Annotated in this window: 22 protein-coding genes, 1 pseudogene and 2 riboswitches; of the genes and pseudogenes, 2 read left to right on the top strand and 21 right to left on the bottom strand. The window is 37.7% G+C overall.

The window, feature by feature from the left end:
• Positions 1 to 13: 13 nt before the first annotated feature.
• Together pcrA and WKT09_RS04860 are read right to left on the bottom strand one after the other, a co-directional pair.
• Complete coding sequence (pcrA, locus tag WKT09_RS04865) at positions 14 to 2,218, bottom strand: DNA helicase PcrA (protein ID WP_340414967.1); 2,205 nt, start codon at positions 2,216 to 2,218, stop codon at positions 14 to 16.
• A gap of 14 nt (positions 2,219 to 2,232) precedes the next feature.
• The gene (locus WKT09_RS04860) at positions 2,233 to 2,922 is read right to left on the bottom strand and encodes a heptaprenylglyceryl phosphate synthase (protein ID WP_340414966.1); all 690 of its coding nucleotides are present in this window, start codon (positions 2,920 to 2,922) and stop codon (positions 2,233 to 2,235) included.
• A gap of 213 nt (positions 2,923 to 3,135) precedes the next feature.
• Here WKT09_RS04860 and WKT09_RS04855 point away from each other — a divergent pair, with 213 nt between their 5' ends.
• Together WKT09_RS04855 and WKT09_RS04850 are read left to right on the top strand one after the other, a co-directional pair.
• Positions 3,136 to 3,306: a hypothetical protein gene (locus WKT09_RS04855; protein WP_340414965.1), complete on the top strand. Its 171-nt coding sequence runs from the start codon at positions 3,136 to 3,138 to the stop codon at positions 3,304 to 3,306.
• A 2-nt stretch (positions 3,307 to 3,308) separates the two neighbouring features.
• Positions 3,309 to 4,094, top strand: coding sequence for a hypothetical protein (locus WKT09_RS04850; RefSeq protein ID WP_340414964.1), 786 nt, complete (start codon positions 3,309 to 3,311; stop codon positions 4,092 to 4,094).
• Between the two features lie 149 nt (positions 4,095 to 4,243).
• Here the strand turns inward: WKT09_RS04850 and WKT09_RS04845 are convergent, their stop codons facing one another.
• The 19 genes and pseudogenes from WKT09_RS04845 to WKT09_RS04755 all read right to left on the bottom strand — a co-directional run bounded on the left by WKT09_RS04845 (position 4,244) and on the right by WKT09_RS04755 (position 24,614).
• The gene (locus WKT09_RS04845) at positions 4,244 to 4,531 is read right to left on the bottom strand and encodes a YerC/YecD family TrpR-related protein (protein ID WP_340414963.1); all 288 of its coding nucleotides are present in this window, start codon (positions 4,529 to 4,531) and stop codon (positions 4,244 to 4,246) included.
• An 11-nt stretch (positions 4,532 to 4,542) separates the two neighbouring features.
• Positions 4,543 to 5,559 carry a DUF3048 domain-containing protein gene (locus WKT09_RS04840; RefSeq protein WP_340414962.1) on the bottom strand — a complete coding sequence of 339 codons (1,017 nt, stop codon included), beginning with the start codon at positions 5,557 to 5,559 and terminating at the stop codon, positions 4,543 to 4,545.
• A gap of 26 nt (positions 5,560 to 5,585) precedes the next feature.
• Positions 5,586 to 7,328 (bottom strand): adenine deaminase C-terminal domain-containing protein, encoded by a 1,743-nt coding sequence (locus WKT09_RS04835; protein WP_340414961.1) that lies wholly within the window; start codon positions 7,326 to 7,328, stop codon positions 5,586 to 5,588.
• Between the two features lie 189 nt (positions 7,329 to 7,517).
• Entirely contained in the window at positions 7,518 to 8,768 is a 1,251-nt protein-coding gene (gene purD, locus WKT09_RS04830; protein WP_340414960.1) for a phosphoribosylamine--glycine ligase, read from the bottom strand.
• A gap of 30 nt (positions 8,769 to 8,798) precedes the next feature.
• Complete coding sequence (gene purH, locus WKT09_RS04825; RefSeq protein WP_340414959.1) at positions 8,799 to 10,331, bottom strand: bifunctional phosphoribosylaminoimidazolecarboxamide formyltransferase/IMP cyclohydrolase; 1,533 nt, start codon at positions 10,329 to 10,331, stop codon at positions 8,799 to 8,801.
• 30 nt (positions 10,332 to 10,361) lie between these two features.
• A complete protein-coding gene (purN, locus tag WKT09_RS04820) occupies positions 10,362 to 10,940 on the bottom strand; it encodes a phosphoribosylglycinamide formyltransferase (protein ID WP_340414958.1) in 579 nt (192 codons plus the stop codon).
• Positions 10,937 to 11,953, bottom strand: a complete 1,017-nt coding sequence (gene purM, locus WKT09_RS04815) for a phosphoribosylformylglycinamidine cyclo-ligase (RefSeq protein ID WP_340414957.1) — start codon at positions 11,951 to 11,953, stop codon at positions 10,937 to 10,939. The genes purN and purM overlap by 4 nt, the downstream gene beginning before the upstream one ends.
• A gap of 32 nt (positions 11,954 to 11,985) precedes the next feature.
• Complete coding sequence (gene purF / locus WKT09_RS04810) at positions 11,986 to 13,380, bottom strand: amidophosphoribosyltransferase (protein ID WP_445323981.1); 1,395 nt, start codon at positions 13,378 to 13,380, stop codon at positions 11,986 to 11,988.
• 9 nt (positions 13,381 to 13,389) lie between these two features.
• Positions 13,390 to 15,591, bottom strand: a complete 2,202-nt coding sequence (gene purL, locus WKT09_RS04805; protein ID WP_340414955.1) for a phosphoribosylformylglycinamidine synthase subunit PurL — start codon at positions 15,589 to 15,591, stop codon at positions 13,390 to 13,392.
• 42 nt (positions 15,592 to 15,633) lie between these two features.
• Positions 15,634 to 16,935: an adenylosuccinate lyase gene (gene purB, locus WKT09_RS04800; protein WP_340414954.1), complete on the bottom strand. Its 1,302-nt coding sequence runs from the start codon at positions 16,933 to 16,935 to the stop codon at positions 15,634 to 15,636.
• Positions 16,932 to 18,062 carry a 5-(carboxyamino)imidazole ribonucleotide synthase gene (gene purK, locus WKT09_RS04795; protein WP_340414953.1) on the bottom strand — a complete coding sequence of 377 codons (1,131 nt, stop codon included), beginning with the start codon at positions 18,060 to 18,062 and terminating at the stop codon, positions 16,932 to 16,934. The genes purB and purK overlap by 4 nt, the downstream gene beginning before the upstream one ends.
• Positions 18,049 to 18,540, bottom strand: coding sequence for a 5-(carboxyamino)imidazole ribonucleotide mutase (purE, locus tag WKT09_RS04790; RefSeq protein WP_340414952.1), 492 nt, complete (start codon positions 18,538 to 18,540; stop codon positions 18,049 to 18,051). The genes purK and purE overlap by 14 nt, the downstream gene beginning before the upstream one ends.
• Positions 18,541 to 18,675: 135 nt before the next feature.
• A riboswitch (purine riboswitch) is annotated at positions 18,676 to 18,776 on the bottom strand.
• A 124-nt stretch (positions 18,777 to 18,900) separates the two neighbouring features.
• A pseudogene (locus WKT09_RS04785) lies at positions 18,901 to 19,515 on the bottom strand (DUF2179 domain-containing protein).
• A 25-nt stretch (positions 19,516 to 19,540) separates the two neighbouring features.
• Positions 19,541 to 20,251: an MOSC domain-containing protein gene (locus WKT09_RS04780; protein ID WP_340414951.1), complete on the bottom strand. Its 711-nt coding sequence runs from the start codon at positions 20,249 to 20,251 to the stop codon at positions 19,541 to 19,543.
• Positions 20,252 to 20,523: 272 nt separating this feature from the next.
• Positions 20,524 to 21,855, bottom strand: a complete 1,332-nt coding sequence (locus tag WKT09_RS04775; RefSeq protein ID WP_340414950.1) for an NCS2 family permease — start codon at positions 21,853 to 21,855, stop codon at positions 20,524 to 20,526.
• 147 nt (positions 21,856 to 22,002) lie between these two features.
• Positions 22,003 to 22,103, bottom strand: a riboswitch (purine riboswitch).
• Positions 22,104 to 22,150: 47 nt separating this feature from the next.
• Positions 22,151 to 23,125, bottom strand: coding sequence for an LLM class flavin-dependent oxidoreductase (locus tag WKT09_RS04770; RefSeq protein ID WP_340414949.1), 975 nt, complete (start codon positions 23,123 to 23,125; stop codon positions 22,151 to 22,153).
• An 83-nt stretch (positions 23,126 to 23,208) separates the two neighbouring features.
• On the bottom strand, positions 23,209 to 23,424 hold the full coding sequence (locus WKT09_RS04765) for a hypothetical protein (protein WP_340414948.1): 216 nt from the start codon (positions 23,422 to 23,424) through the stop codon (positions 23,209 to 23,211).
• 35 nt (positions 23,425 to 23,459) lie between these two features.
• Complete coding sequence (gene yiaA, locus WKT09_RS04760) at positions 23,460 to 23,927, bottom strand: inner membrane protein YiaA (RefSeq protein WP_340414947.1); 468 nt, start codon at positions 23,925 to 23,927, stop codon at positions 23,460 to 23,462.
• A gap of 132 nt (positions 23,928 to 24,059) precedes the next feature.
• A complete protein-coding gene (locus tag WKT09_RS04755) occupies positions 24,060 to 24,614 on the bottom strand; it encodes a DUF4256 domain-containing protein (RefSeq protein WP_340414946.1) in 555 nt (184 codons plus the stop codon).
• Positions 24,615 to 24,678 lie beyond the last annotated feature (64 nt).

Raw genomic sequence — 24,678 nt, 5'->3', positions numbered from 1 at the left:
TGTTTCAACACCTTTATTGTTTCTTAATCGGCGCAAATTTTGCTAAAAGTCGTTTAATCCCAGCAGGTGCTTGGAATGCAACATCTAATTCCGTATCATCCCCGCTATTAGTTACTTTTACGACCGTACCAACTCCCCATTTCGCATGCTCCACCTTATCTCCAGCTTTCCAGCCAACACTTTCTGCACCTGTTGTCGCTAACTTTTTTGCCTTTTGACGAGATGGCTTAACCGAAGTTGTTTTGGTAGAGGATAAACTACCAAACATCGATTGTTCGACACGTTCATATCCTTCTAATAAATCAATCGGAATTTCTTGAATGAATCGGCTAACTGGGTTGTATTGTGTGCGCCCATATAGAGTACGCATTTTTGCATTCGTTAAAAACAACTGTTCTTCTGCCCGTGTAATCCCAACATACGCCAATCGTCGTTCTTCTTCCATTTCCTCCTCATCGTCTAAAGATCGACTATGTGGAAATAAATTTTCTTCCATACCGATTAAAAATACGACAGGGAATTCAAGTCCTTTCGCTGAGTGTAAAGTCATTAACGTAATTTTTTCCGTTTCTTCTACCTCATCCATATTATCAATGTCTGAAATAAGTGCCAAGTCTGTTAAAAAGTCTACTAAAGAAGCATCTTCATGTACCTTTTCAAAATCTTGTGTAACCGTTTTGAACTCTTCAATGTTCTCCATACGGCCTTTCGCTTCGATTGTATTTTCTGCACGTAACATTTCCTCATATGTGGTTACTTCTAAAACTTGCTCGACCATATCTGTCGCACCTAAAAACGCTTGTTGTTGCACTAAGTTTTCGATGTCTTGCATAAATTTATACATCGCTTGTGCAGCACGTTTCGGTACATTCGTCCGTTCAATTTCTTTTACTGCTTGAAAAAGGGACATATCATGTTCTAATGCATAAGCACGAAGACGCTCTACAGACGTTGCACCAATCCCACGTTTCGGCGTATTAATGACACGTTCAAAACTAATATCATCTTCTGGATTTGTAATGAGTCGTAAATAAGCGATAATATCTTTAATTTCCTTACGATCATAGAAGCGTAATCCACCAATCATTTGATATGCAATATTCGCTTTCATTAACGTATCCTCTATCGCACGTGATTGAGCATTCGTTCGATACAAAATGGCAATATCTGCCGGGCGATACTTTTCATCATAAAACAAATCTTGAATTTTTTCCGCTATATACATTGCCTCATGGCGTTCTGTCTGTCCTTGATAATACGTAATTTTCTTTCCTTCCACATTTTCCGTCCATAAATTTTTCGGTTTGCGACTTTTATTGCGTTCAATGACCTTATTTGCTGCATCTAAAATTGATTTTGTCGAACGATAATTTTGTTCCAAAAGAATAACTTTTGCGTTCGGATAATCTTTTTCAAAAGATAAAATATTTGTAATATCTGCCCCACGCCAACGATAAATCGATTGGTCTGAGTCCCCAACTACACATAAATTTTGAAATCTACTCGCCAACTGCTTAACTAACTTATATTGTGCATGGTTCGTATCTTGATACTCGTCGACATGAATATATTGAAAACGTCTCTGATAATAAGCGAGCACTTCAGGGACCCGTTGAAACAGGTGGATTGTCTGCATAATTAAATCATCAAAATCGAGTGCCTGGTTTTTACGAAGCATTTTTTGATAGGCAATATAAATTTTTGCCACTTGTTGATCATAATAGGAAAAAGCTTCCTTTTCATACATTTCTGGTGTAATAAGTTCATTTTTTGCACTACTAATATGATGAATCATTGCTCTTGGATCATACTGCTTTGGATCGATTTGTAAGTTTTTCAACACTTGTTTCATGACCGTTAGCTGATCACTACTATCAATAATAATAAAATTACGATCATAACCAATGCGTTCAATATCTCTACGTAAAATTCGTACACACATCGAGTGGAAGGTCGATACCCACATCGACTCTCCTTCTTTTCCGACTAATTGTTCTACACGTTCTTTCATCTCTCGTGCCGCTTTATTTGTAAATGTAATTGCTAATATATTATGTGGTGCCACATCTTTTTCTTCAATTAAGTATGCAATTCGATGAGTTAACACACGTGTTTTTCCACTTCCAGCCCCTGCCATGACAAGCAATGGACCTTCCGTATGTTTTACTGCTTCTTGTTGTTCTGTATTTAATCCGTTCAATAATTGTAAAACAGACACACCATTCACCTCTTTTATCTATTTTTCACCGCTGCTACCGTTTTTAACGCATCTTTGAAATGGGTGTAAATACTATTTCCAACAACGATCACATCTGCATGTTCTTTCATTTCCTTTGCTTGTTCTTTCGTTGTAATCCCACCACCATAGAAAAGTTTTGTATCCTTCAATTCTTTACTCACTTTTTCCACAAGTGCTGGATTTCCATACGTCCCACTATATTCGACATAGAAGATTGGTAGATGATACATATGTTCGGCCATATAAGCATAACTAATTACGTCCTCTTCCGTCGGCATAGAACAGTTCGTTTTTTTATATGCTTTCGCTTCTTCATTCATAATGCAATACCCTTCCATTCGAATTTCATCCCAATTCATCAATTCACGATAATCTTTCACTGCTTCATGATGCATATCTACTATCCACTTTTTCTCCGTACTATTTAATACCATTGGAATAAAGTAAAAATCAAATCCCGGTGTAATGGCATCCATTTCGGACACTTCTAATACGCACGGCAATGCGTATTGACGTACTCTATAAAGTAAATCTAGCACATCATCTAATGTAATATTATCTGTTCCGCCGACAATGATGGCATCTGTGCCAGATTCACATAATTGCTCTAATTGTTCATCTGTAATTTCTTTTGCTGGATCTAATTTAAAAACATGTTCCCATTTTTCAATTTCATAATTCAATGTTTTTTCCTCCAACCGTCATTTATCCATTGATTTATTATAACAAATAAAGAACGATGAATTTAGTAAAATGGATGTTTTTTTATAAAATTGAAATACTACCACCATTTTGTCGTCAAATTCTCATAATGTGTAAAAATTATAACAAATATCCCTTTCGTAAATCTCCATTGAAATTTCGCATGGATCATTTTCAAACTCAACCTTACAGATATGCGATTTATTCTTTTTCGTGCTGGATTGCATCTGTTTCGCGCAGAGTTGCATCCGTTCAGTGCAAGATCGCATCTGTTTAACGCAGGGTTGCATCTGTTCGGTGCAAGATCGCATCTATTTCGTGCAGAGTTGCATCCGGTTCGTGATGATCGCATCTGTTTATCGTAGGGTTGCATCTGTTCGGTGCAAGATTGCATCTGTTTCGCGTAGAGTTGCATCCGGTTCGTGATGGATCGCATCTGTTTCGCATAGAGTTGCATCCGGTTCGTGATGGATTGCATCTGTTCCGCGTAGAGTTGCATCTGTTTCGTGATGGATCGCATCTGTTTATCGTAGGGTTGCATCTGTTCGGTGCAAGATCGCATCTATTTCGCGTTGAGTTGCATCCGGTTCGTGATGGATTGCATCTGTTTCGCGTAGAGTTGCATCTATTTCGTGCTGGATTGCATCTGTTTTGCGCAGGGTTGCATCCGGTTCGTGATGGATTGCATCTGTTTCGCATAGAGTTGCATCCGGTTCGTGATGGATTGAATCTGTTTCGCGTAGAGTTGCATCTGTTTCGTGTTGGACTGCATCTGTTTCGCGTAGAGTTGCATCCGGTTCGTGATGGATTGCATCTGTTTCGCGTAGAGTTGCATCTGTTCGGTGCAGAATTGCATCTGTTTCGCGTAGAGTTGCATCCGGTTCGTGATGGATTGCATCTGTTTCGCGTAGAGTTGCATCCGGTTCGTGCAAGATTGCATCTGTTTAACGCAGGGTTGCATCTGTTCGGTGCAAGATCGCATCTGTTTAACGCAGAGTTGCATCTGTTCGGTGCAAGATCGAATCTGTTTCGCGTAGAGTTGCATCCGGTTCGTGCTAGATCGCATCTGTTTCTCGCAGAGTTACCTCTATTCAGTGCAAGATCGCATCTGTTTAGTATTTGGTCGTTTAGCTCCAACACAATTATCCTTTGACATAAAAATACTTCTTAAAATACAAAAAAAGCAAACTTTCATAAAAATATACGAAGTTGCTTTTCTGTCCCAATTATTGAAATGAAAAAGATTGGAACAGAAATAAAACGTCTCATAATCGTCGTTTACTTGTCCCAACCTTTACTCTATTATTTCATTTTAGATAGCACTTGTTCATATCCGCCACTGCCATATTCCAGACATCTTCTGACACGAGAAATAGTTGCAGTAGAAGCATTTGTTTCCTGCTCAATTGCGTTATACGTACTCCCGTCGTGAAGCATTTTTGCGACTTGTAATCGTTGTGCTAATGATTGAATTTCATTAATGGTTGCCACATCATCAAAGAAGCGATAGCAATCTTCCTTTGATTCCAATGTTAATATAGCTTCAAACAATTGATCTAACTGTTTTCCTCTTAATTTATCAATTTGCATATAGTCGCCTCCTATTTTCCATCATTGCTATAATGGACTTGTTCCTTTACCCCTTTTTCAGGTGCTGTTTGCACGACATTTATCCAAGTCTTCCCTTTCACAAAAGGAACAACTTCTCCATCGATTATCGGCACGATATTACCATCTTGATTTTCCCATTCCACTTCTTGAACTTTTCCACGTTGGAATAAATAACCTTTTCCACCTGAATGAAGATTTATGGAACGACGTAATTCTTTATCAATCACTTCATGTTCAGCCTCGACAACGAGTACATTATCAATTTCAATCGGGATTTCCGATTCTAATTCATCTGTAATTTCGCCATCATTGTACCGTGTATATTTTTTTGTTTTTTTATCATACGTGTATTCTACAATCGGTTTAGACTTATAGTAAGAAACTTTCACATAATTTGCTTCTTCCCCTTCAATTTCTGTATCATCATCCAAAAATGATAAAGGCTTATGTGTAACATCCATGTCCACTTCTTCCTTTTTCAGAAATGTTGGAAGTTCCGAAAATTTCATATACAAATTATGTGGTGATTTTCTAAAGGTCTCTCTTAAAAAAGGTTCCCCATTTGCAGCATATTGATCTGCCTCAATATGTTCAATCCCCTTTTTATCTATCAAGTCATTTACAAAATTTGCCGCTCCAGAATAAATATAAACCGCATCCATGTCGTAGGCAAGATCAACAAAATATTCTCTTGCACTTCGAATTGGACCGACGACTTCTGGTTTGTCACTATGGTAAATCGCCATGAATCGTGTAATATTTCCTTCTGTTAACATCTCATACACGATATCTGCTTTCGTTAAACCAGATTGTGGTCGTGCTTGTACCTGGTTACTTACCATCACAGCAACCGCACGGTGGTTTACGTCTTCATTCGTTTCTAATCCAGTAAATGGATATACATGAACTTCTTCTGTTTCATTAATCACTTCTTCATTGTTATTGGAACATGCTACCATGACAAGCATAACAATGCATAATGCGATACTAATTTTGACTTTTCTCATATTTCCTCCTAAAAAACAAACGATACTTAACGCATATTAGCTGGTACTATTATATCACGTTTTATGACATCGACTATCCCTTCAGGTGTAATTCTAATATATGGCAAATGTGTCGACGATAAAAAGAATAAGGTAAACACTGGATCATCATATGGAAAACCTGCTTCTTGCAACAATTTAGTAAGTCTTTTATCTGCTTGAATAACCTTATCCATCTTTTCTACAGACATTACACCTTCTATCGTTAACGGCAATTCAAAGATAATTTTCCCATCATGTGCCAGGACTATTCCTCCACCGATTTCTTGCATCCGATCAAATGCTAATTTCATGTCCATTTTTTTCTTTCCAATTAATAAAATATCATTTGTCGTCGAATAGGAACTACATAGGCCACCTAGCTTTTCAGTAAATCCATGTATGACGGAATTTACGCGCCATTTTCCATGGCGATCTAATAACACTAAAAAGGCATCAGCTGTATTTGCCGGTAACTGAACACCTGTTATATCGATACCAACCGGATATGGGTTCGTAATCACATTATTTATTAACTTTAAACCAACTGGAATAGAAAATTGTAAATCTTCTTCCGTTAGTTCTATTTTTAAAAATGGCTTATCTGTTTCATACTGCTCCCATGGAATTTGTGTTGCTTGTTCGACTTCTTTTCCATCTTTTACAAGCCATGTACCTTTTGCCAAAACAGATAATGGAGCCGGATCTGTTTCTTCATATAAAATATTTATATGTGCTAATCGCCCAGGTGTAATACTACCAAACGTTTCGTCCATTCGATAATATTTCGCAATATTGAAAGATGCCATTTTGTATGCATCTATAATGGGTATACCTTGCTTTAAAGCAATATCAATACATACATTCATCATACCATATTCCATATATCTAGGTGTTGAACCATCTGTCGTAAAAAATAATGCATCGAAGTTTTTTAGTCCACTTTCCAATAATTGTTGCAATATATTTTCTAAATCTGGTCGGATAGAGGAATGACGTAAAGCTGCATGATACCCAAGTTGAAGTCGTTTCAGCACATCTCCTCCATTCATGGACTCATGGTCTCCATTCACCCCAAGTAATTGTAATTTTGTTAAAGTTTTTTCGGAAGCACCTGGAAAATGTCCCTCTACCCGTTTATGGATCCTTTTTGCTTCTTGGATCCAATAAAGTAAACGGTCATCTCCATCGATTAATCTTGGCCATGACGTTAATTCTCCACCTTGCACAACTGTTGGGTGTGATAACCAAGACAATATATCATTCGTATTAAATATCGCTTCTTCCTGACGCAACATAGATTGTGAATCAAAACGAGCCCACCAAAACATCGAAACGGGAATTTTTTGAAAATTTTCTATTATCGAAAACGCTTTCTTTTTGTCGTATAAAGTTAACAAGCGTAAGTTGTCATTGATCAATGTCGTCGTTCCAAATTTTCCTACATGATGTACGAGGCTTTCAGGATTAAAAAGCTGATATGGATGCGCATGTGGTTCAATATAGCCTGGCACTAAATATTGTCCTGTACAATTGACAATTTCTGTGTTGTCTAATCGTTTCGGCATCTCCTCTCCGACATAAACGATTCGTTCATGATAAATCCATATATTTGCTGTTACCCATTCATCTGTAAACACATTTAAATATGTGCCATTTTTCAACACGATTGTCGGGGCAACTTTTCCATCGATAATTGCTACATGCTTTCGTAAATCTTTATTTCTCCAAAACTGTCCTTGTTCTAACATACGCAACGCTCCTATTTAACAAAATAAGATATTTCTATTTTAGCATACATCCACCATCTTTATTAAATGAATATGTATTTTGCATTTTTAAAAAAATAATAATAAAATATACCGAACATCCTTTATACGCTATCCACGGAAAAACAGCAAGCACCATGACCGGCACTTGCTGTCCCCTTATAGCATTTATTACTTTTGTACACCAATATCTGTACGGAAGAAGAAGTTCTCAGATCCCTCAAATACCTTCAAACTCTCATACACGTGTTTTCTCGCATCATCTAAGTCAGCTCCAACTCCACCGACTAATAGGACACGTCCACCATTTGATACAAGCCCTTCTTCTGTACGCTTCGTCCCAGCTTGAACGATAAATGTATCGTCCACATCAGAAAACGCAGGTAACTTCATCCCTTTATCATATGCGTTCGGATATCCTTTCGATGCGACCACCACTCCGACACATGCTTCATCTTTCCAAGTTAAATGAGGATCTTTTCCATCCATAACATCGATAATGACTTGTACTAAATCATTTTCTAGTAATGGTAACACAACTTGTGTTTCAGGATCGCCAAAACGTGTATTAAACTCAATTACTTTCGTTCCTTCTGCTGTCTGCATTAATCCAGCATATAAAATTCCAGTAAATGGTCTACCTTCTTTCATTAACCCATCTGCTGCTTTTTGTAATACATTTTCTGTCGTATATTGTACGATTTCCTCTGTTATATCTGGAACTGGTGCAAACACGCCCATTCCACCTGTGTTTGGCCCTTCATCATTATCATATGCGCGTTTATGGTCACGAGCGGCAATCATTGGAAATACATTATGTTCATGGACGAAAGCGATTAGTGAAAACTCACGGCCTTCTAAAAATTCCTCAATTACAACTTTTTTCCCTGCTCCACTGAATGCATCATCGACCATCAGTTTATCAATCGCATCTAATGCCATTTCTTCAGTTGTTGCAACAATGACACCTTTTCCTTCTGCAAGACCATCCGCTTTAATCACGATTGGCGCACCTTTTTCTTCTACATATTTACGTGCACTTTCTACATCTGTAAAAGTTTCATATGCTGCTGTAGGAATTCCATAAGTCATCATAAATTGTTTAGCAAAATCTTTACTTCCTTCTAAAACTGCCGCTTCTTTTATCGGGGCAAAAATACGTAATCCTGCTTCTTTAAACGCATTTGCAATTCCTGCATTTAACGGATTTTCCGGACCAACAACGGTTAAATCAATCTCGTTTTCTTTTGCAAAATCTACAAGACGATCAATGTCCATTTCATCGATAGGTACACATGTTGCATGTTGTTCTATACCAGCATTTCCAGGTGCTACATATATTTCTGTTACAAGCTCACTTTTTTCCAAATGCATAATGACACTATGCTCACGGCCACCACGACCGACAACTAAAATTTTCATGAATGTATCCATCCTTTTATTTTCTTCATATTAATGTTTAAAATGACGCATCTTTGTAAAGACCATTGCAATCCCATATTTATTACAAACATCGATGGAATCTTGGTCACGTTTGGATCCACCAGGTTGAATAATTGCCGTAATTCCAGCTGCTGCCGCCGCCTCTACTGTATCTGGCATCGGGAAGAATGCATCCGATGCTAAAACAGCGCCTTTTGCCTTTTCACCAGCCTGCTCTAAAGCAATTTTAGCTGCACCGACACGGTTCATTTGACCCGCACCAACACCGACAGTTTGTTTTTCTTTCCCGATTAAAATAGCATTCGATTTTACGTGTTTCACGGCTTTCCAGCTAAACAATAAATCTTCCACTTCTGTTTCAGATGGTGCTCGATCTGTCACTACTTCTAAATCAGATTCCGTCACTTTTCCTGTATCATTCGTTTGTACGAGTAAACCACCTTTTACAGATACTAACTTCTCATCCACTTCTACATCTTCATCCATCGGAATTTCTAGTAAACGAATGTTTTGTTTTTTCGTTAAAATGTCTAAAGCCTCTTTCGTAAAGGATGGTGCCATCACAATTTCTAAGAAAATTTCGGACATTTTTTCTGCTGTCGCTTCATCTACTTCACGGTTTACTGCAATAATTCCACCGAAAATGGAAATAGGATCTGCATCAAATGCACGTTGGAATGCACCTGCTAAATGATCGTCTAACCCGATTCCACATGGATTCATATGTTTCACAGCAACTGCTGTCGGTTCCTCATACTCTAATACAATTTCTAATGCCGCATTTGCATCTTGAATATTATTGTAAGATAATGCTTTTCCATGTAATTGTTTTGCAGTCGCTAAACTAATTCCTTTATAATTCGGTATTTCATAAAACGTCGCTTCTTGGTGAGGGTTTTCTCCGTATCGTAAGCTTTGAACACGTTCAAACGTTCTTGAATATGTATCTGTAAACAAGTCATTCGTTTCTGACGTAAAGTATTGGGCAATCATACTGTCATAATGTGCAGTATGTCGGAAAACTTTTGCCGCTAACGTTCGACGCACTTCTACTGTTAAGCCATCTTCTGCTAAATATTCTAATACTTTATCATAGTCAGTAGGATCAACGATAACTGTTACATCTTCATAGTTTTTAGCAGAGGCACGTAACATCGCAGGTCCACCAATATCAATATTCTCAATAATTTCGTCATGAGAAACACCATCTTTTGCTAATGTTTCTTTAAATGGATATAAATTGACAACGACAATATCGATTGGTGTAATATCATTTTCCTCTAAAGCTTTCACATGTGCTTCATTACTACGCTTCGCTAAAATTCCTCCATGAACTTTCGGATGCAGCGTTTTAACACGACCATCTAAAATTTCTGGAAAACCTGTCACATTATCTACCGCAGTAGCATTAACCCCTGCTTCTTGTAATAAACGTAATGTTCCACCTGTAGAAATAATTTCATATCCTAAACGTTCTAATCCTTGTGCAAAAGGCACTAAATTTTCTTTATCCGATACACTTAGTAATGCTCTTTTTTTCATTTGAAAATTACTCCTCACGTTCTCATAATTTTAGTTTGATTGTTTGATAATTTCTGATAGAACACGTGTATATAAAACATGTTCTACTTGTTGAATGCGTTGTAATAAAGATTCTTCTGTATCATGTGGAAAAACTGTGACAGGTTCTTGTGCAATGATTGGACCTGTATCCATTCCTTCATCCACATAATGAATCGTCACACCTGATACTTTCACTCCAGCTTCTAATGCTTGTCCTACCGCATTTAAGCCTGGGAATGACGGTAATAATGACGGATGAATGTTAATTATTTTATGTTCATATGCCTCTAATAACGTCGAACCGATTAAACGCATATATCCCGCCAAAGCAATCCAATCGACTTTTGCACGTGTTAATTTTTCAATAATTTCTTGTTCATATGCCTCTTTGGATGGGAAGGTAGTTGGATCTAATACGACCGTCTCCGTTCCAAAACTAGCAGCTTTTCCAATGACATGTGCTTTCGGTTTGTCACAAATTAACATGACAACATCAAAATCTCGATCATCACTATGCATCATTGCTTCAAAATTTGACCCTGTCCCAGATGCAAAGACAGCTACTCGTTGACGTCTTGAAAAACTCATGTAAAATGTACCCCTTCCTTATCAACTACTTTTCCAATAATCGCGGCTTGTTCGCCTAAATCTTTTAATATTGCTACAACGGTTTCAGCATTAGCTTCATCCACTACTAAAGCCATGCCAATACCCATATTGAATACCCCATACATATCTTCATCCGAAACATTTCCTTTTTCCTGAAGAAACGGGAATATTTCTGGAATTTCCCAAGAGCCTTTTTCTAAAGATACTCCTAGTCCTTCAGGTAAAATACGTGGGAAGTTCTCGTAAAAACCTCCTCCTGTAATATGTGCAATTCCTTTAATGTCTACTTTCTCTACTAATGTAGCAATCTGTTTTGCATATATTTTTGTCGGACGTAAAACAGCTTCCCCTAATGTTTCTGATAACCCATCATACTGTTTCGATACGTCTAAATCTTTAATAAGTTGACGAACTAAGGAGTAACCGTTGGAATGGATGCCACTAGAACCAATACTTACTATGACATCCCCATTTTCAATAGATTCACCAGTGATTAATTTTGATTTTTCTGCGATTCCTACTGCAAATCCAGCTAAATCATATTCGTCGACTTTATACATGCCAGGCATTTCTGCTGTTTCGCCACCAATTAATGCTGCACCGGATTGTACACACCCTTCACTTACTCCAGCGACAATTTGTTCAATGACTGCTGGTTCGTTTTGACCGCAACCAATATAATCTAAGAAAAATAGTGGTTGTGCTCCTTGTGCAACGATATCATTCACACACATTGCTACTAGGTCAATACCGATTGTGTCATGCTTATCCATTTCAAATGCTAGCATTAATTTCGTCCCAACACCATCTGTTCCAGAAACTAATACAGGCTCTTCATAATTAAATTTCGTTAATTCAAATAATCCGGCAAACGAACCGATTCCGCCAATTACTTCTGGACGTGTCGTTTTGGCGATATGTTTTTTCATACGCTCTACTGCTTCATAGCCTTTTTCTACATCCACACCAGCTTTTTTATACATATTTGACATTTTATTCGCTCCTAGTTAAAGTTTTGCACCGATTAATCCACTCGATATTTTCGGTAAAATTCTTTCCGATGATCATTTTCGATAATTGGATAATTCCCTGTAAAACAAGCTGCACAAACACCTTGATTAATCGTCTTATCCTTCACAATAGCACGTTCTGTTCCTTCTATCGATAAAAACTCTACCGAATCTGCTTCGATAATATCTTTTATTTCATCATTTGAATAATTCGCTGCAATCAGTTCTTTTTTCGTCGACATATCAATTCCATAATAACAAGGATTTTCAATTCTAGGTGAGGAGATGCGAACATGAACCTCTTTTGCTCCTGCTTCTTTTAATAAACGGACAATACGGCGTACCGTCGTTCCACGAACAATGGAGTCATCAATCATGACGACAGATTTTCCCTCGACAACACCTTTTACTGGGGATAGTTTCATCTTTACCCCTTGTTCTCGTAATTCTTGGGACGGCTGTATAAAGGTACGGTTAATATATCGATTTTTTAATACGCCCATTTCATACGGTAATCCACATTGTTCCGCATACCCGATCGCCGCTGAAATACTTGAATCTGGTACACCTGTCACAACATCCGCATTAGGTACTGGATGTTCCTTAGCAAGTTCAATTCCCATTCGTTTACGTGCGGAATGTACGTTGACTAAGTTTAAATCACTATCTGGTCGTGAAAAATACACATATTCCATCGCACATAATTTTCTCGGCTCACGTAATGAAAAGCGAGTAGATTTTACCCCTTCATCACTAATTGTAAGCATTTCTCCTGGTAAAATCTCTCTTTCAAAAGTTGCACCAATAATACTAAATGCACATGTTTCAGATGCGACGACATATGCATCTCCTAATCGTCCGAGTGATAATGGACGAATTCCATGTGGATCAAGTGCTACAAACATTTTATCTTCTGTTAAAATAATAAACGCATACGCTCCAACTAACTCACCTAGCGCTGCAATAATTGCTTCTTCTGTCGTCGTGTCCCCGTTATTTTTTTTCATTAAATGTGCTAACACTTCTGTATCTGATGTCGTTTGAAATATACTTCCACTCGACTCTAAAGAACTACGAATTTTTTCGGCATTCATAATTTTTCCATTATGCGCTATTGCTGTACTTCCTTTCAAAGAACGAAAAACGAGCGGTTGTACATTTTCAAATACACCATCATCTTGTGTCGCATTACGAATATGTCCAATCGCCGCATGCCCTTCAAAATCCGGAAAGTTTACTCGCTTAAACACATCGTTCACTAACCCGACATCTTTATGCAATTTTAATTGTTCTCCATTTGACACGACCATGCCAGCACCGTCTTGTCCACGATGCTGCATAGCGTGTAATCCATAATACGTAATTTCAGCTGCTTTCGGATGACCCCAAATACCAAACATGCCATTCATTCCTCATTCTTAATTGGATTTCAGAGACTGTGCAATGCTTTCTTTCCACAGTTTTCTGAGCGTTTGTACATCTTCTGTCATTACTTCTTCTGTTGCGCTTTTCACAACAAACTGTTCATCCTCTGTCACAACACCTAATTTAATAGCGTCTAATCCTAACTGTTCAAACTTTTCTACATTCTCTTCTTTAACTGAAACGATAAAACGTGATTGAGTTTCACTAAATAAAGCTGCTGTCAGATCGCCTTCCAATGTTACATTTATTCCTAAACCATTTGCGCGAATGACCTTTTCCGCCAGTGTTACAGCAAGTCCACCTTCTGCAACATCTTCTGCAGATTCGATGACTCCTGCTTTAATTGCTTGTAATAGTCCATCTTGACGAGCTTTTTCTACTTGTAAATCAATCGCTGGTGCTTTTCCTTCATACTTCCCTGTTAGCATTTGCTGTAATTCACTTCCACCAAATGTTGCATCTGTTTCTCCAATAACATATACATGATCTCCAGCTGCCTGGAAACTATTTGGTGTAATATGATCTAATGATTCAAATAATCCGACAACCCCGATAATCGGTGTAGGGAAAATCGGCTCCCCATATGATTGGTTGTACATCGATACGTTACCACTAATTACTGGAACTTCTAATGTACGACATCCTTCACTTACCCCATCGATGCTTTTTTCCATTTGCCAGAATACTTCTTCATTCGTTGGATTTCCATAGTTTAACCCGTCTGTAATGGCTAATGGTTTTGCACCAGCAGCAACTATATTACGACAAGCTTCCGCTACAGCAATTTGTCCACCTACTTCAGGATCTAAATAAATATAACGACTATTACAATCCGTAGAAATGGCAATCGCTTTATCATGGTCCTCCATTTTTACAACTGCTGCTCCAGCTCCTGGACCTGCAAGCGTATTTCCATTCATCTCCGTATCAAATTGCTCATATACATATTCTTTACTTGCAATCGTCGGTTGCTGTAATAATTGCTTTAATGTTTCCCCGTAGTTTTCTACTGTAAACGTTGGTTGTTCCATTTCTTGGAATGCTTTATAATAACTCGCTTCCCTTGAAGGCATATAGTAAACAGGTGCATCTTTGTCTAATGCATCTACAGGGATGTTTGCCCATTCTTTCCCTTTGTGGTCTATTTTAAATACCTTTTCTTCTATTACTTCTCCAACAGCACATGCATCTATTCCATGTTTATTGAAAAGGTCAATAATCTCTTGTTCACGGCCTTTTGTAACGACGAGTAACATTCTTTCTTGTGTTTCTGATAACATCATTTCATAGGCAGACATATTTTCTTCTGCCTGTGGTACTAAATCTAAATTTAATACCATTCCTGTTCCTGCTTTAGAAGCCATTTCACTTCCTGATGAAGTTAACCCTGCTGCACCCATATCTTGCATACCTACTAATGCTTCATGACGAATCACTTCTAAACAAGCCTCAATTAATTTCTTTTCTAAATGTGGATTCCCTGCTGCTGGTGATGCCTCTTCGTTTTCCTCATCATCTGAAGAGTGTGCCGCACCTAAAATACCATCACGACCAGTAGGAGCTCCGGCATAAATAACCGTATTTCCAACTCCAGCTGCAATTCCTTTTTGAATGTCATCATGATCTAATAATCCAACAACCATTGCATTCACAAGTGGACTATCTGCATAACATGCATCAAACTGAATTTCTCCACCAACTGTAGGTACCCCTACATTATTTCCGTAAAAAGCCATTCCTTTTACCGCTTCTTCGAAAATCCATTTTGTACGGTCATTATTTAATGGTCCAAAACGTAAAGAGTTCATTGCTGCAATTGGACGTGCTCCCATGGAAAAGACATCTCGTAAAATTCCACCAATTCCTGTTGCAGCCCCTTCGAAAGGATTGATTCTCGATGGACTATTATGGCTCTCCATCTTAAATACGACTGCTTGATTGTCACCAATATCCACAACCCCAGCACCTTCTCCAGGTCCTACTAATACATGAGGGCCTTCTGTTGGGAATTTCTTTAATAAAGGTTTAGATGTTTTATAACTACAATGTTCTGACCACATCACAGAGAAAATACCTGTTTCTGTGTAGGTCGGATAACGCCCTAAAATTTCCTTTGCTTTATTGTACTCTTCTGTAGAAAGTCCCATTCTTTCGTATTCTTTTTCACGTTCAATTTGTTCTGGATCCATCACCATGTTTACCGACTCCTTTTGATTTATGAGTTTTATGAAACGAAATTAATCTTCATTTAATCCTAATCGTTCAAAAATAATATCGACGTTTTTCAAGTGATACGTATGATCGAAGCAATCTTCTAATTCTGCTTCTGTTAATTTCTCTTTGACGACATCATTCGCTTGTAATAAATCTCTAAAATGAACTTCCGTCTCCCAAGCTTCCATCGCTAACGGTTGGACAATACCGTATGCATCTTCACGGCTTAGCCCTTTTTCAATTAAAGCTAATAATACTCGTTGTGAAAAAATGACACCAAATGTTTTATCGATATTTCGGCGCATATTTTCCGGGAAAACAGTTAAGTTTTTCACGACATTGCTGAAACGATTTAACATATAATTCAATGCAATAGTAGCATCGGGTAAAATAATCCGCTCAGCAGAAGAGTGAGAAATATCTCGTTCATGCCATAATGAAACATTTTCATATGCTGTAACCATATGGCCACGAAGCACACGTGCCATCCCACTCATATTCTCCGATGCAATCGGGTTACGTTTATGTGGCATTGCCGAAGATCCTGTTTGTCCTTTACGGAAAAACTCCTCTACTTCACGAGTTTCTGTCTTTTGTAACCCACGAATTTCAGTTGCAAACTTCTCAATCGATGTAGCGATTAACGCTAATGCGGACACATATGCTGCATGTCGATCACGTTGCAATGTTTGTGTCGAAAGTGGTGCAGGAGTTAATCCTAAATGTTCACACACATACTTTTCCACGAAAGGATCGATGTTTGCATATGTACCAACCGCACCTGATAATTTTCCGAACTCCACACCGTAAGCCGCATCATTAAAACGTTGTACATTTCGTTTCATTTCTTCATACCATAAACCTAATTTCAATCCAAATGTCGTTGGTTCTGCGTGAACACCATGTGTACGTCCCATCATAACCGTATGTTTATGTTCTATTGCTTTTTCTTTCAACACGTCTATAAAATTTTCAAGATCTTTTCGAATGACATCATTCGCTTGTTTTAATAAATAAGATAATGCTGTATCTACCACATCTGTTGATGTTAGTCCGTAATGTACCCATTTTCTTTCTTCCCCTAATGATTCAGAAACAGTTCGTGTAAATGCCACAACATCATGACGTGTTTCTTGTTCAATTTCATAAATTCGCTTAATATCAAAACTTGCCTTTTCACGGATTGCTTGTACATCTTCTTTTGGGATATGACCTAATTCAGCCCATGCTTCACAAGCTAAAATTTCCACCTCTAACCAAGCTTTATATTTATTTTCTTCTGTCCAAATCGCCCCTAATTCAGGACGTGTATAACGTTCTATCACGCAAGTTCCTCCTCATATTTCTTCTTCTGGTTCATCACTTCAAACATCGTATCAGCGACAAATGTCACATGGCCCATTTTTCGCTTTTCTTTTGCTTCTTTTTTTCCATATAAATGAACATTTGCTTCAGGAATATTTCCTGCTGCATGTAACGCTCGTTCCATATCTTCCCCTAATACATTAATCATTAATGCTGTTTGTAATTGCTTCACTTCTTGAAGTGGTAGATTACAGATTGCACGAATATGTTGAGAGAACTGCGAAGCATTACAAGCTTCAATCGTATAATGACCTGAATTATGTGGGCGAGGTGCCATTTCATTAATATAAATGTCTTCCCCTTTTACGAACATCTCGATGGCAAATGTACCAACAACATTCATTTTTGCTGCTAATGTTTTTGCTGCTTTGATTGCCTTACTTTTCACTTCCGCACTTACACGAGCAGGTGCAACTGTTTCATATAAAATATGGTCTTTATGATCATTTTCTGCTAAAGGGAAAAAATGAATTTCTCCATTTTGCGCCCTTGTAAATACAGTTGATATTTCTTTATCAAATGTAATCCATTGCTCTATAATAAATGGACCACCTTCTTGAGCAAACTGTACCGCTGCTTCTATATCTTTTGCTGTTTCAATTTTGAATTGTCCTTTTCCATCATAGCCACCCGTACAAGTTTTAATGACGGCTGGAAATGGAAAGTCTTGTAATGCCGCTTCACACTCCACACTATCTTGAACAATCGAAAATGCCGGAATGGGAAGTCCTGCATCTTGCATCATCGTTTTCTCTCGTTCACGATGTTGTGTTACCTCTAATGCATAAGCACCTTGTGGTAGCTTTCCCGCTTTCTCAATATACGTTGCAGCTTCTAAATCGACGTTTTCAAATTCATATGTCACGACATCACTTTTTTCCGTCAGTTGTTTAATTGCTTCCATATCGTCATATGCAGCGATAATTTGTTCATCTGCTACATGTGCTGTCGGACAATTTGGTGTTGGATCTAAGACGACAATATCATATCCCATATACTTTGCTGCAATTGCCATCATCCGTCCTAATTGGCCACCACCAATAATCCCAATCGTTTGTGAAGGCAATATTTTTTTATTTGTTTGCAAGATCTTCCCTCATTTCTGCAACATTTGCTTGCATTCTTTTACGATAATTATCTAGTTTAATTTTCATATTTTCATCATTAATCCCTAAAATTTGTGCCGCGAATAATCCTGCATTGGTCGCGCCAGCTTTACCAATCGCCATTGTCGCTGTCGGGACACCACCAGGCATTTGCACAATCGATAATAAAGAGTCCATTCCATTTAATGCTCTCGTTTGTACGGGTACTCCAATTACCGGTAATGTTGTTTGTGATGCGACCATTCCAGGTAAATGTGCTGCTCCACCAGCTCCGGCGATAATTACTTTTAATCCACGCTTACGTGCTGTTTTTGCATACTCAAACATATCATCTGGTGTACGGTGTGCAGAAACAACTTCCTTTTCATAAGCAATACCCATCTCATCTAAAACTGTACATGCATGTTCCATCGTTTCCCAATCTGAAATGCTTCCCATAATAATACCAACTTGTGCCAATCTCATTCACTCCTACCAAAATATAATGATATGTACCCGTAAAAAAGTAAAAAAAGTCTATTCCTCTCCCTATACATATAGGAGAAGATGGATAGACTTATCTTTGTATACATTGTTTATGTTAATTTTTCTCATTATGACATCATCCTCCCCCATAGTCGTAGCATTTACGGTGCAACGTAGAAACTTTCAAGCCATATTCTTAAAATTATATGGGGAATATTTTTTTCAATTTATCTGTGAACAACAATTTAATTATAACAAACTCTTAATTTATTCGTCAACAAAATATCGAACATTTTGTTACGTTTTTAGTTTAATGTTCGTGTTTTGCCGAAACTAAAACGTAAAAGCAAGTAATTATTTCTCATTCTCTTCCTGTTTTGTAAATTCTTTGTCAATTTCCGACTGAATAATCGGGTTTTCTGGTGGAACATTCGTTAACTTTCCTTTACGAATTTGTTTTACCCAAAACCCACCATGAATTTGTGTCGGTTCATAGGACATCATAAATGCTTTTGGATCGATATCCGAAATGATTTTATATAAAGTTAACTCATACTTCCTCGGTGTAAGTATTTGCATCGACAAACGATCCCCATCTCTTCCAGAAGAACGCTAACTCGTCACACCGTATCCTTCCTTTCGTAAACGTTCCGAGAAGTTTAAAGAAGGATCTCCAGAAACGACATTGACCGTAATATAGCCTAATGCCAATTTTTCTTCAATAAATGAACCCGTTATAATTCCGATCGCAAAACCAAGTGCATACGCAATAATGTTTTGAATGCCATCTAAATTATCTAATACGATACTTAATCCCATAATATAAACGATTACTTCAAATACACTAACAATTGCAGCTAAATACTTCCTCCCTTTTAACGTTAAAATCATTCGTATCGTTAAAAAGGTTACATAAACAATATTAATAACGAGAATAATCGCGACAACAGCATATGTGTTATGTAACAAACAAATCCCTCACCATCTACCTAACCTACTCTATATTTTCACCATACACCCTTTTACGGATCGATGATTCTGACCCACGTAAACGCTTTTGTAATGTACGCTTCCAGTTTGGTGCTAATGCTTCTAATAACATTAACTTTCGCGTCGCTACTAAGTCATATTTTTTCTCATGCATTATTTCATTACATGTTGCAATAGACCAACCATCATGAGGACGTTCCAATAACTGTAATGTTTCCCCCGCTTGTACATATCCTTCTTCTAGTACACGAAAATACCAACCAGTTTTCCCACTATGTTGAATTTGTAATGCTAAATCTAGCACTTTATAGCGACGGGCTGGTTTCCAACACGGTTGACGTGGTTGTGATACTTGAACAATCGCCTCTCCAAATTGATATATATCTCCGATGCAAACAGTAAATTCATCTACATCCGCAATTACTAAGTTTTCTCCCATCCCACCGACTGAAATGTCCGTATGTGTCATTTTTTCGCGCCAATAATCGTAATGGTGCATTGGATAAGCGAATATCGCCTTTTCCTCGCCACCATGGTTTTTCGTATCAGCCACCTCATCTGCTTGTAAGCCTGTTTTCGATAACCACACTTTTCCTTCTCTTATTTCTTTAAACATTCCTGTTTCCCATGAACGTTCCATCGGGTTTTCAGCGCCTTCTCTTCCAAGACGTTTTACCTTTCCTGTCCTCAGCTCTGCTACAAATGGTGCAATCATCATTGTCTTCCTTTCCCTTTATATTATAGTAATTATCGGCTTATATACTTTTATTTTACTACAAAATTACGTCGTATTGGTGGGGAAATTTTTGAAAAATTAACAATCCTTGTTTTTATAACTCGTATAAAAAAAGAGTTTAGGACTAATCACAAAAGTTAGCATAAAATAGGAATATTCTTCGATAAGTCGCACTCCCCTTTGAAGCGCTCTAACATGAACGATCCATATTTTAAAAATGTTTTCTAACTTATGTCCTAAACTCTTTTCATTTATGTTAAAAAGATAAAATATAAAATAAAAATAACGGATAAACCATACATAACCGGATGAATTTCTTTTGCCCGGCCTTTCATAATATACGTAATCGGATAAAACACAAATCCTATCGCAATACCTGTCGCGATACTATACGTTAATGGCATCGCTGCTATCGTAAAGAAAGCAGGAACCGCCACTTCAAACTTATCCCACTCAATATGTTGTAAAGACTTCGACATCATCACCCCAACGATAATTAACGCTGGTGCTGTAACCTCTACTGTTATAATTGATAATAATGGTGAGAAAAATAGAGAAAGCAAGAAAAATCCAGCGGTAACGACTGCCGTAAATCCTGTACGTCCACCTGCACCAACTCCAGCAGTAGACTCTACATAGGCTGTTGTTGTCGATGTACCAATAATCGCTCCTGCTACTGTTGCAGATGAATCAGCTAACAATGCTTTTCCAGCACGTGGTAACTTATTGTTTCGCATTAAGCCAGCTTGTGTCGCAACCGCAACTAACGTACCTGCTGTATCAAAAAAATCGACAAATAAAAATGTTAAAATAACGACTAACATTTGCAAGGTGAAAATATCACCAAAATTAAAAAGTGCTTGTCCAAATGTCGGTGCAACACTTGGTGGCGTACTAACGATATCTGATACCCCTGTTGGTGGCGCAATTAATCCTACCATGATACCAACAATCGCCGTGATAATCATTCCATAAAAAATACCACCACGAACTTTTAAACTAAGTAAAATAACCGAAATAACAATTCCAAAAACCGCTAATAAAACGTTTGGATTTGTTAAATCCCCGATGGCAACTAATGTTGCATCGTTTCCAACGATAATTCCTGCATTTTGAAATCCAATAAAAGCGATAAAAAAACCAATTCCCGCTCCAACCGCTAGTTTCAAGTTGGCTGGAATTAAATTGATAATTTTTTCTCGTAATCCGGATAAAGTTAAAATAATAAAAATAATTCCTGATGCTAATACACCTGATAATGCCGTCTGCCATGGAATGCCATAACCTAACACAACGGTATATGCAAAAAACGCATTTAATCCCATACCTGGTGCAAGCCCGATTGGATAACGAGCAAGTACACCCATAATGAAGGAACCAACCGCAGCTGCAATTGCTGTGGCAGTAAACACTGCACCTTTATCCATTCCTTCAATACCAGCTGGCAAGTCAATTCCTTCTAATGATAAGGTAGACGGATTGACGAATAAAATATATGCCATCGCTAAAAACGTCGTCAACCCTGCCATAAATTCTGTACGATAATTTGTTTCTAGTTCCTCAAAGCGAAAGTACTTTTTCACTTTTTCTCCTCCTTAAACGGTATCTTTTCGTACAATATAACGAAAAAAGACAAATAGGAAAAAGCACCCTATTTTCTAGAGTGCTACCATGACAAATCCGTACAAGTAACAACAAAAATGGCCCAAACATTTCTGTATGCCTGGGATGGTGATGATTACTTGTAACGTAGTTAGACTATTTACGGTAGTCTGGTAGAGACTCTAAAGCCAATTCCTTAGATTATACGAAACGTTCTTATATTCAGTTTGAATACGTACTTAATCATACTGCTTACACATTCATACGTCAATACTTTTAGCGAATAATCTGTTGTGCAAGCAACTCGTAGGATTGTTGTTTGGCCACTGGATCATGGGTAATCGTTACAACCATTAATTCATCTGCACCATAGGCTGTTTCAATTTCGATTAATTTCTCCACTACTTCCCTTGGATTTCCTATTACGATAGAAGTTTGAGCCTTTTCCCACTGCGTTTTCGTAAAAGGATACTGTTCCACTTCTTTGATCGACGGAATAGTTTTTGGTGCATGTGGATGGTGTTGGCGTTCCTGCCATAATAAAACACTTTTCGCTAACCTTTCTGCTGCTTCTGTCGTCGCTGCACAAATGACGTGAACTGCTACAATGACATATCCTTTTTTTCCTCTATTTTCCTTATATTGTTGTACAATAGACGGTCCATCCACCTCTGTCATAAAATGACCAAACACATAATTCATCTCTTTTTCCGCTGCTAATTGTGCACTTTTTTCACTTGTTCCTAATAACCATGTTTTTGGTGCACTTTTTGGAACGGGGGTTGGTGTCACCTTATGATATGGATGGTCTGTTGGAAATGTATCGTGTAAAAACATATGCAACTCATCAATATGTTCACTAAATTTTCGTACGCCAGCTAAGTAATTATCTGATAAAGCCATCGATGCTTCCGCAGGCCCACCAGGTGCACGACCTAAACCAATATCGATGCGTCCTGGATATAATGTTTCTAATAATTGATATGTTTCTGCAACATGAAAAGGCTTATAATAAGGTAATAAAACAGCTCCAGCACCGAGACGAATATTTTCTGTTTGAGCTCCGATTATCCCCAACATAACGGCTGGGTTCGGACAAGCAAGACCAAATAAATCATGATGTTCTGCCACCCAAAACCGCTCATATCCTAGTTTGTCACCAAGTTGGGCTAATTGTATCGATGCCTCTAATGCTTCTTTTTCCGTTTGTCCTGTCGAAATCGGCATTTGATCTAGTATACTTAATTTCACTTTCGTACACCTCCGTCTCCTTATTATACACTGCGATGCATGTTTCCCATTAAAAAAAGCATAAGGAATCCCCTATGCTCACGTTAATCATTATAACCATATAATAAAATATAAATAAATGCGTAAATCGAAGCAATTAATATAATCGTACAAATCACTGACATGATCATGATGAACATCTTTGGTAATGTTGCGCGTATTTTATATATGAAAAAGATTTGTAGCATACTAGTAAAAATGACTGTCGCAACGATAAATAGAATGACTGCCTTTTGTTCCATCCATGAAACAATGCCCAACATGCTCGCCACCTTTTCAAAACTTCAACGTTTTTTTATTTATGTTGATCTTCTGACTCCTGTGCGTCGCGAATATTCTTTTGAATGGTTACTGCTGAAAATAAACTTAGAGCAAATGCCATTCCGTAAAATCCTTTTTCACTTAAAATGATACTTCCTGCATTGTATAAGCCGATAGCCATTAATGACACCGCTGCAATAAGCGCGAACCAACTTAAGCCAAAATAAATCGCAGTAACAGGAATACCTTCCTCTTTATCACGGACTGCTTTTTGCAACGAAACTGCCGCATATAACCCAAAAATAAGTACAATTAAATAATATCCTTTTTCATTCAATTCCATTGCCGCATTATACAAACCGACTAAATATGAAATTGTCCCTAATAATAATGCAGCCCATGTGGCCCCTTTATAGGCGGATGTCGGCTCCCCGGGCCTTCGATCCCTTTTTGGACTATTACTAAAGCTAAAACCTTTATCTTCTACCTTTTTTTCTTCCATTTCCAATCATTCCTTTCAATATAGATTACATACATTATACAGAAAGAATAAACAGTTTTTTCACTTTTTCTAAAAATGAGAGAAAGGTCTGGAAAACAAATTGCTAAAAAGAGTATAAATAACTATAAATTACTATAAATAAACAATCCCCCTGAATCCACGGACCTTATAATAACTATCTGCTCCATTATGATAAATAAAGACACGGTCATACCGTCGATCCCCAAAGATCGCTCCACCTAAAGCACGAGTTTTTTCATCTGTTTGTAACCAGCTAGATGTTTTCAAATCGACTTTTTCTACACGTTGTAGTTGTTCATACTCCGCTTCCGTTACAAGTCCAATGCCCATTTGAGTTGCCATATGTTGCGCGCTATTTTCAGGTTTATACTTCTTCCTTTTCTGTAATGCTTCATCGTCATAACAAACACTACGTCGTCCTTCTGGTGTTTCTTTCGCACAATCGACATAGCCAAGTCCTTCTTCTAATAAAATAACATCTGGTTCCCCACCAGTTTCCTCCATCCAATATAAAGAAAGTAATATATCATCTGTCAGCTTTTTTTCAATATCTTCCCAAATGACTGTTTCATGTCTATATAAATGGTTCTCAAAACGTTCCTTTAAAATTTGTAATAATTTCGTTCGTTCTTCGATCGTTAATGATTGTTTAGTCTCATCAATCATGTTATATCCTCTCCTAACGATTGGTCACAAAAACCAAGTTTTCTTTATTATATATGTTTCCATC

Source organism: Pseudogracilibacillus sp. ICA-222130, from assembly GCF_037892545.1.
Classification (GTDB): domain Bacteria; phylum Bacillota; class Bacilli; order Bacillales; family Amphibacillaceae; genus Pseudogracilibacillus.
The sequence above is the reverse complement of the archived record's forward strand: the minus strand, read 5'-3'. Positions and strand labels throughout refer to the sequence as shown.

Excerpts from the sequence above, each read along its gene's own strand:
- WKT09_RS04855 (WP_340414965.1), top strand. The coding sequence starts at position 3,136 with ATGCGATTTATTCTTTTTCGTGCTGGATTGCATCTGTTTCGCGCAGAG.
- WKT09_RS04845 (WP_340414963.1), bottom strand. The coding sequence starts at position 4,531 with ATGCAAATTGATAAATTAAGAGGAAAACAGTTAGATCAATTGTTTGAA.
- WKT09_RS04840 (WP_340414962.1), bottom strand. The coding sequence starts at position 5,559 with ATGAGAAAAGTCAAAATTAGTATCGCATTATGCATTGTTATGCTTGTC.
- WKT09_RS04835 (WP_340414961.1), bottom strand. The coding sequence starts at position 7,328 with ATGTTAGAACAAGGACAGTTTTGGAGAAATAAAGATTTACGAAAGCAT.
- purD (WP_340414960.1), bottom strand. The coding sequence starts at position 8,768 with ATGAAAATTTTAGTTGTCGGTCGTGGTGGCCGTGAGCATAGTGTCATT.
- purH (WP_340414959.1), bottom strand. The coding sequence starts at position 10,331 with ATGAAAAAAAGAGCATTACTAAGTGTATCGGATAAAGAAAATTTAGTG.
- purN (WP_340414958.1), bottom strand. The coding sequence starts at position 10,940 with ATGAGTTTTTCAAGACGTCAACGAGTAGCTGTCTTTGCATCTGGGACA.
- purM (WP_340414957.1), bottom strand. The coding sequence starts at position 11,953 with ATGTCAAATATGTATAAAAAAGCTGGTGTGGATGTAGAAAAAGGCTAT.
- purF (WP_445323981.1), bottom strand. The coding sequence starts at position 13,380 with ATGAATGGCATGTTTGGTATTTGGGGTCATCCGAAAGCAGCTGAAATT.
- purL (WP_340414955.1), bottom strand. The coding sequence starts at position 15,591 with ATGGTGATGGATCCAGAACAAATTGAACGTGAAAAAGAATACGAAAGA.
- WKT09_RS04780 (WP_340414951.1), bottom strand. The coding sequence starts at position 20,251 with ATGATTGCACCATTTGTAGCAGAGCTGAGGACAGGAAAGGTAAAACGT.
- yiaA (WP_340414947.1), bottom strand. The coding sequence starts at position 23,927 with ATGGAAGAAAAAAAGGTAGAAGATAAAGGTTTTAGCTTTAGTAATAGT.
- WKT09_RS04755 (WP_340414946.1), bottom strand. The coding sequence starts at position 24,614 with ATGATTGATGAGACTAAACAATCATTAACGATCGAAGAACGAACGAAA.